At 68.1% G+C, this 7,338-nt stretch carries 8 protein-coding genes; 5 read left to right on the forward strand and 3 right to left on the reverse strand.

Annotation, left to right across the window (positions count from 1 at the left end; all coding sequences use genetic code 11):
• Window positions 1–348: 348 nt before the first annotated feature.
• Complete coding sequence (locus ACJ8AT_RS37865; RefSeq protein WP_407742856.1) at window positions 349–948, forward strand: hypothetical protein; 600 nt, start codon at window positions 349–351, stop codon at window positions 946–948.
• A gap of 27 nt (window positions 949–975) precedes the next feature.
• Here ACJ8AT_RS37865 and ACJ8AT_RS37870 read toward each other — a convergent pair whose 3' ends face one another.
• Entirely contained in the window at window positions 976–1,713 is a 738-nt protein-coding gene (locus tag ACJ8AT_RS37870; protein WP_407742857.1) for a glucosamine-6-phosphate deaminase, read from the reverse strand.
• A 106-nt stretch (window positions 1,714–1,819) separates the two neighbouring features.
• On the opposite strand from ACJ8AT_RS37870, the gene ACJ8AT_RS37875 reads away from it, so the two are divergent.
• From ACJ8AT_RS37875 to xdhC, 4 genes are all read left to right on the forward strand, one after another.
• Window positions 1,820–2,701 carry a DMT family transporter gene (locus ACJ8AT_RS37875; RefSeq protein ID WP_407742858.1) on the forward strand — a complete coding sequence of 294 codons (882 nt, stop codon included), beginning with the start codon at window positions 1,820–1,822 and terminating at the stop codon, window positions 2,699–2,701.
• Between the two features lie 98 nt (window positions 2,702–2,799).
• Window positions 2,800–4,227, forward strand: coding sequence for an amidase (locus ACJ8AT_RS37880; protein ID WP_407742859.1), 1,428 nt, complete (start codon window positions 2,800–2,802; stop codon window positions 4,225–4,227).
• Between the two features lie 35 nt (window positions 4,228–4,262).
• Entirely contained in the window at window positions 4,263–5,300 is a 1,038-nt protein-coding gene (locus ACJ8AT_RS37885) for a 6-phosphofructokinase (protein ID WP_407742860.1), read from the forward strand.
• 27 nt (window positions 5,301–5,327) lie between these two features.
• Entirely contained in the window at window positions 5,328–6,098 is a 771-nt protein-coding gene (gene xdhC / locus ACJ8AT_RS37890; protein ID WP_407742863.1) for a xanthine dehydrogenase accessory protein XdhC, read from the forward strand.
• A gap of 6 nt (window positions 6,099–6,104) precedes the next feature.
• Here the strand turns inward: xdhC and ACJ8AT_RS37895 are convergent, their stop codons facing one another.
• The gene (locus ACJ8AT_RS37895; protein WP_407742861.1) at window positions 6,105–6,668 is read right to left on the reverse strand and encodes an imm11 family protein; all 564 of its coding nucleotides are present in this window, start codon (window positions 6,666–6,668) and stop codon (window positions 6,105–6,107) included.
• 21 nt (window positions 6,669–6,689) lie between these two features.
• Window positions 6,690–7,338, reverse strand: a 649-nt coding sequence (locus ACJ8AT_RS37900) for an AHH domain-containing protein (protein WP_407742862.1), incomplete at its 5' end; no start/stop codon positions are given.

The raw sequence follows: 7,338 nt of genomic DNA on the forward strand, positions 1-7,338 counted from the left end.
CCCTCGAGGGATTTGGAACCAGAAGACGCTCCTCGCCAGCGGCGTACATGCTGGGCGGAGCTGCCAGACCACCCTGTGTGCCACGAGCTCCCTGAGGAGTATTCCTTCCATAGCGCCCGGCAAGCGCTGGAAGCGATGAAGCAGCGTCTGAGTGAGCAGGCTCTTGCGCTGCATAAGCCTGAAGCCGCAACGCAGGGTCCTTGCCCAGGAATCGGGCAGCACTACAACGTCCGCATCGGTGGAAAGAGAGCTGGCTCGATCACCTGCTGCCCCTGTTGCGTCGAGGCGACGGATGGCCCCCTCGAATGGACGAAGTGTCGGATCGTCTGGTAGGTCTGACCCCAGCGCATGACAGTGCCTTCATCCAGCAACGAAGAGCTGCGGGTCCTCCGGCTCGCAGCCGACCGGGGCGACTGGAATGGCTGCCGAACCGCTTCGGAGAAGCTCCTGCTTCGAATTACCTGTCGCCACGCAGTTGGGTTGATCCGCGAGCAGGTCGCGCGGCGGCTCCCTGCCTTCGAGCGGCATCATCCCAATGTGCATTGGCCTCGTGAATTCATCGAGTCCACGGACGCAGAGCCAGCACACATTGCGCGGACATGGCCAGAGACCGAGGATGAGTTCCGCGGTCCCGGAGGCAATAACTTCACCAGCGCAGTGGAGGCGCTCTGGAAGGCAAGTCGACTCACGAACGATGAGCGGCAGTGCACGCTGGGGCTGGTGGACGCCCTCGCAGGGGCCATCATGGCTGAAAGCACCGAGCACTGGGGTTCACGACATCCCAAGGAGTGGGCCCTCTGGTATCAGCTTTCACGGGCTGGCGAAGATGACCCACGCATCATCGACATCCAGCTCACCATGAGGAGAGACTCAGAAGTGAAGAGCATCGAGCGCACCGCCTGGCTCGAGGCCGCCGACCAACTGGAAGCAGCGCTGAGAGAGACCTGATCGCCCTGCTTCTCCTGGCGCGAAGGCTCAGCGGCGCTGCACTCCGCGGGCCGCGACCGAGTCCAGCCACAGGTGCACGTTCTGGTGGAGTTGGAGGAAGGACGCCGGGCACCGCGGGCTGATGGGGCCGTGCACCATGGCCGTGACCGCCGCCCCCTTGCTCGCGCCGAAGGCGATCAGGTGCACCTGCCGTCCCTGGATCAGCGGCGCGATTCCCAGCGTCAGCGCCGCCATGGGCACGCGCGACACATCGTCCCCCACCAGCGGCGCGAGCGTCTGCCGCGTCTCGCGGGACAGCAGCACGCGGTGGCTCGTCGCATGGAGCGACTCCCCGGGCTCGTTGAAGGCGATGTGCCCGTTGGGCCCGATGCCCAGCAGCACCAGATCCATCCCTCCCGCCGAGGCCACCGCGGCGTCGTAGCGCGCGCACTCCGCCTCCGCGTCCGGCGCGCTCCCGTCGAAGAAGTGGATGCGCTCGGGCGCCAGGTTCACGTGGCGGAAGAGGTGGCGCTCCATGTAGGCACGGAAGCTGGCCGGATCCTCCGGCTCCACCCCGAGGAACTCATCCAGGTTGAACGTCGTCGCGCGAGACAGATCCAGCTCACCCCGAGCGTGCAGCGCCCCCATCTCCTTGTAGACGTTGATCGGCGAGCGTCCGGTAGGCAGCCCCAGGACCAGGTCGGGTTTGGCTCGGACCTCGGCGGCGATGTAGGCCGCGCAGGCGGTGGCAGCTTCCTGCTCGGAGGGAAAGACGCGGACGTTCACGGGATGCGCTGGGTTGGCTCAGGGCTTCGGGCCAGAGAGGGTTGACGCTCACTTTCTTTCAGAACAAGCCCCCAGGGAAGAACCCTTCCGGTATGGAAGAAGGGCGATGATCTTCACCCCTGGAGCAGTCCTCCTCACCCTGGGAGCCTCCGTCGGCTACGGCTCGTTCGATGCCGTGCGCAAGCGGCTCGCCACTTCGGTTGAGCCCCTCCCCCTCACGGCCCTCATGGGGATGGGCCAGGCGCCCCTGTTCGCCGTGTGGATGCTCGGCGCGGGCGCGGAGCTTCCCCGCGCGGGCTACGCCCCCGAGGCCGCTGGCTCCATCACCTTCGCCCTGGTGGGCAACCTGTTCTTCATGCGCGCGCTGCAGGTCTCGCCCCTGAGCCTCACCATCCCTTTCCTCTCCTTCAGCCCTGTCTTCACCGTGCTGTTCTCCCGGGCGCTGCTCGGAGAGGCGCCTCAGCCGCTCCAGGCGCTCGGCATCGCCTGGGTGGTCATTGGCGCCTTCCTGCTCAACCTCGCCCGGGAGGATCTGCTGCGGCCCTCGCGCTTCCTGAGCGGCGTCACCCGGGAGCGCGGGAGCCTGATGATGCTCGCGGCCGCCCTGCTGTGGTCGCTGGGCTCCATCTTCGACAAGCGCGCCCTCGGCTACGCCTCCGTCCCCGTGCACGCGTTCATCCAGTGCCTGGGCATCGCGCTGTGCGTCATCGTCCTGCTGGCCCTGCGCCGGAACCTGGGGGCGCTCGGCGCCGTCAACCGCTGCCGAGGCCCCTACGCCGTGGGGCTCCTCATCGCCTCGGCGGCCCAAGGGCTCCAGTTCCTCGCGCTGCCGCTCGTCGTCGTGAGCCTCTTCGAGTCCATCAAGCGCTGCATCGGCATGACGATGGCCGTCATCAACGGCGCCGTCTTCTTCAAGGAGCCGGTAACGGTCCAGAAGCTCATGGCCATCGCGCTCATGGGCACCGGGGTGGTGCTCATCCTCTCCTGAACAGCCACCCCACCCTCCAGGGTCTCCCGTCAGAAGGCAACCAATCAGGGCACAGAGTCCGTGGCGGCGCGCTCGAAAGGAGTAGAGTGCCCGCCCCTATGGACGCCTTTGCTTCGCTGGATGCCACCGCCCAGGCGGACCTGGTCCGCCGCAAGGAAGTCAAACCCCTGGAGCTCGTGGACGCGGCCATCGCCCGCATCGAGCGCCTCAACCCCAAGCTCAACGCCGTCATCGCCCAGTGGTTCGACGAGGCCCGCGAGCTGGCTCGAGGCCCGCTCCCTCAGGGGCCCTTCACCGGCGTGCCCTTCCTCATGAAGGACCTCATCTCCGCCTACGCGGGCAAGAAGTTCACCTCGGGCTCGCGCTTCTTCGCGGACATGGTGGTGCCCCACGACAGCGAGCTCACCCAGCGCTACAAGCGCGCCGGGCTCGTCACCCTCGGGAAGACCAACCTCCCCGAGTTCGGCATCATCTGCACCACCGAGCCCAAGCTCTTCGGCCCCACCCGCAACCCGTGGAACCTCGAGTACACCACCGGCGGCTCCAGCGGCGGCTCGGCGGCGGCCGTGGCCAGCGGCATGGTGGCCATCGCCCACGGCGGTGATGGCGGCGGCTCCATCCGCATCCCCGCCTCCTGCTGCGGCATCTTTGGCCTCAAGCCCTCTCGCGGCCGGATGCCCATGGGGCCGGACATCGGCGACATCATGCACGGCCTCGTCACCGAGCACGCCCTCACCCGCTCCGTGCGCGACAGCGCCGCCCTGCTGGACGCCACCGATGGCGCCGACGTGGGCGCGCCCTACGCCGCTCCGCCCAAGGCCCGCCCCTACACCCAGGAGGTGGCCACGCCACCCGGCAAGCTGCGCATCGCCTTCACCACGCGCACCAACACCGGCACCCCCGTGCACCCCGAGTGCCTCAAGGCCGTGGAGAACACCATCCGCCTGCTCACGGACCTGGGCCACACGGTGGTGGAGAGCAGCCTGGAGGTCCCCGACGAGGAGGCCCTCGCGCAGACGTTCATGACCATCTGGTCCAGCGGCGCGGTGGTCGCCATCGAGAAGCTGGCCCCGCTGATGGGCCGCGAGGCCACGCCCGAGCACTTCGAGCCCCTCACCTGGGCTCTCTACGAGATGGGGCGCCAGAACACCGCCGCCTCCTACCTGATGGCCTATGACGCGCTGCAACGTTACTCGCGGGCCTTCGCCCAGAAGTTCGTGGATGTGGACGCCTGGCTGCTGCCCACCCTCGCCGAGCCCCCCGTGCCGCTCGGCACGTTCGACGCCCCACCGGACGAGCCCATGATGCCCCTGTTCCGGGCCGCCGCCTTCACGCCCTTCTGCCCGCTTGCCAACATCACCGGCAACCCGGCCATGTCCGTGCCCCTGCACTGGAGCGAGGACGGCCTGCCCGTGGGGGTGCAGTTCATCGGCCGCTTCGGGGACGAGGCCACCCTCTTCCGATTGGCCGCCCAGTTGGAGAGCGCCCGCCCATGGGCCGCCCGGCGCCCTCCTCTCTTTGGATGACCCGTGGGTTCCGCTCGCGTTAGAAACCACTCTCTATGAAAGTCGCTGTCCTCACAGGCGGGGGTGATTGCCCCGGCCTCAATGCGGTGATTCGAGCCGTTGTCCGCCGTGCCAGCGAGCACGGTTTCGAGATGATGGGCCTGAAGGATGGGTGGAAGGGCCTGCTGGAAGACAGCCACTTCCGCCTCACGCGGGAGACGACCTCCGGCATCCTCCACCGTGGAGGCACCATCCTGGGCACCTCGCGCGTGAACCCCTTCAAGGTCGAGGGAGGCCTGGAGAAGGTGAAGCGCGCCGTGGAGCGCAACGGTATCCACGCCATCATCGCCATCGGCGGCGAGGGCACGCTCTCGGCCGCCACGCGCATGTCCCAGGAGGGCCTGCGCATCGTCGGTGTGCCGAAGACGATCGACAACGATCTGAACGGCACGGACTTCACCTTCGGCTTCGACACGGCGGTGATGATCGCCACGGACGCCATCGACCGGCTGCACTCCACCGCCGAGTCCCACAAGCGCGTCATCGTCTGCGAGGTGATGGGCCGGCACGTGGGCTGGATCGCCACCTACGCGGGCATCGCGGGCGGCGCGGACGTCATCCTGGTGCCGGAGGTGCCCGCGGATCTGGCCAAGGTCGCCGAGCACATTCAGCGCCGGCATGCCTCGGGGCGCTCGTTCTCCATCGTGGTGGTGGCCGAGGGCACGCGTGTGAAGATGTCCGAGGACAAGGGCGAGCAGCTCATCACCTCGGGCGCGCTGGACGAGGCGGGCCGGCCGCGCCTGGGCGGTGTGGGCGGCATCGTGGCGCACGAGATTGAGCGGCGCACGGGCTTCGAGACGCGCGTGTCGGTGCTGGGCCACATCCAGCGCGGCGGCGTGCCCACGGCGCACGATCGCGTGCTGGCCACGCGCTACGGCGTGCACGCGTGCGACATGGTGGCCCGGGGCGAGTTCGGGAAGATGGCCTCGCTGCGAGGCAACGAGATCGTCAGCGAGGATCTGGCGCTGGCCACCAAGGAGCTCAAGCGGGTGCCCGAGGAGTTCTTCAAGGTGGCCCAGGTGTTCTTTGGTTAGGTGGGCGCGGTAGGCTCGCCCTTGCCGATGGACCTCTACGCGGAGATCGCCGCCCTCGTCGCCGAGGGCCAGCCGTTCATCCTCGCCACCGTCATCGAGAGCGCGGGCAGCACGCCGCAGAAGCCCGGCTCGAAGATGGTGGTGCTGGGGGACGGCTCGCTGCGCGGCACGGTGGGGGGTGGCGCCATCGAGCACCAGATCATCGAGGCCGCGCGCGCGCTGCTGGAGGCTCCGGAGCAGACGCGCGTCATCGAGACGCACCTGACCCACGAGCTGGGCATGTGCTGCGGCGGCCGGATGAAGGTGTTCCTGGAGAAGCACGGGGCCCCGCCGCGGCTCACGGTGTTCGGCGCCGGGCACGTGGCGAAGGAGCTGGCCTCCCTGGCACACAAGGTCGGCTTCCGCGTCACCGTGGTGGACGCCCGGCCCGAGTGGGCCACCTCCGAGCGCTTCCCCGGCTGCGAGGTGCTGCGGAAGGATCCCGCGGACCACGCGCGAGCGGTGGCGGGAGGCGCGCACGAGTACTTCTGCGTCACCACGCACGACCACCCGCTGGATCAGGCCGTGGTGGAGGCGCTGTTGAGCAAGCCCTCGGCGTACCTGGGCGTGATTGGCAGCCGGCGCAAGGCGGAGCGCTTCCGCATGAGGATCAAGGCCACGGGGGTGGAGGACGCGGCGCTGGACCGCATCCGCTCGCCCATGGGGCTGGCCATTGGAGCGCTGACTCCCGAGGAGATCGCCATCTCCATCGTCGGGGAACTCATCCAGGTGCGGCGCAGCGGACAGCCGCGCAAGTAGGCTATCTTAGACCTCCTCGAACCGCGTACCGGTGGCACCCATGCGCTCCAGGCCGTCCTTGATGGCCTCTGAGACAATCAGGGGACCCTCCCACCCCTCGCAACGAAACACCTGGGCGCTGCCCGCCTTGGCCTTGTCGATGCGCAGTTCGTACATAATGGAATACCGCCGGGCGTTGTGAAGCGCCCCCTCCTCAGGCGTCCAACGAACGAACCGGGACGCCTTTTCGTCGATGCAGCCGATGAGGCGTGTGGCCACGAGGAGGAGGTACTGATCCGGCTGACCCTCCACGTCCACGGGGATCAGTTGCACATCATCCGGTGCCACTTCCGCGAACAGGGACGCGACCCGGATATGGACCACCGGGACACCGACGTTCGCTTCCGTGAAGTCCAGCGGCCTGCCTGCGATCTCGACGGGTATCCTCAAGCGCTCTTGGATGTGGACAGGTGCCCCGATTGTGAACTGCCCATCGTGCACTTCGAGTCCCTGTCTGTCCGTCGGCGTGTTCAGGTGCCAGCGGTGCGGGACATTCACATCGTCGGCGAGTTCAAAATAACGCTGGGGCATGGGCTCCCTTTAGCGCGGGGGCTACCGGGTGACGAGCTGGTTCAGCTCTGTTCCCGGAGTGGCGATCTCCTTTGCCAGCGCCTTGAGTGCCCGCGTCAGCCCCTCACGGCACTCCACGACGCTGCGGCAGGTCCTCGTTGCATCGGTCAGTGCCTTGTAGACGAGTTGGTGGTACCGCTCGGGGTGCGGGCCGTAGTGGCCTTCCAGAGGCATCTTGTTGGCTGGGTCCTCCAGCGACATCCCCGCCCTGGCGAAGATCTTCCGGAACCTCGGCGTCCACGGGCCTCCACGCGAGGCGTCCTTGTCGTTGCAGACGGTGGCGATGTGGTGCTTCTCAACGCAGGGCCCCTTGCCGCCACCCGTGCCCCGTGCCGTCATGGCCACCGCGTTGGCGGCCACCGTGACGGTGACACCCTCGTCCGCCAGCGCGATCTCCTCCACCGTTCCCAGGGCCGGCAGAGAGAGTCCCACCTGCTCCTCAGCCTGCGCAGCCACTTCAGCCGAGCCCGGCAGCGTCTGCACCGTCGCCGCGAACCCCTGCGCCGTCTGCCCGATAGCGGCCAGCAGCAGCATGGCCACCGCCTTGGCGGACTCTTGCCCCAGAATCCTCCCGAAGCGCTCACCCGCGTCGCGGATCTGCTCGAAGGTGGTGGCCCCCTTCATCGCCTCC

This window comes from Hyalangium sp., from assembly GCF_045802625.1.
GTDB lineage: Bacteria > Myxococcota > Myxococcia > Myxococcales > Myxococcaceae > Hyalangium.

Excerpts from the sequence above, each read along its gene's own strand:
- ACJ8AT_RS37895 (WP_407742861.1), bottom strand. The coding sequence starts at position 6,668 with ATGCCCCAGCGTTATTTTGAACTCGCCGACGATGTGAATGTCCCGCAC.
- ACJ8AT_RS37880 (WP_407742859.1), top strand. The coding sequence starts at position 2,800 with ATGGACGCCTTTGCTTCGCTGGATGCCACCGCCCAGGCGGACCTGGTC.
- xdhC (WP_407742863.1), top strand. The coding sequence starts at position 5,328 with ATGGACCTCTACGCGGAGATCGCCGCCCTCGTCGCCGAGGGCCAGCCG.
- ACJ8AT_RS37865 (WP_407742856.1), top strand. The coding sequence starts at position 349 with ATGACAGTGCCTTCATCCAGCAACGAAGAGCTGCGGGTCCTCCGGCTC.
- ACJ8AT_RS37885 (WP_407742860.1), top strand. The coding sequence starts at position 4,263 with ATGAAAGTCGCTGTCCTCACAGGCGGGGGTGATTGCCCCGGCCTCAAT.
- ACJ8AT_RS37875 (WP_407742858.1), top strand. The coding sequence starts at position 1,820 with ATGATCTTCACCCCTGGAGCAGTCCTCCTCACCCTGGGAGCCTCCGTC.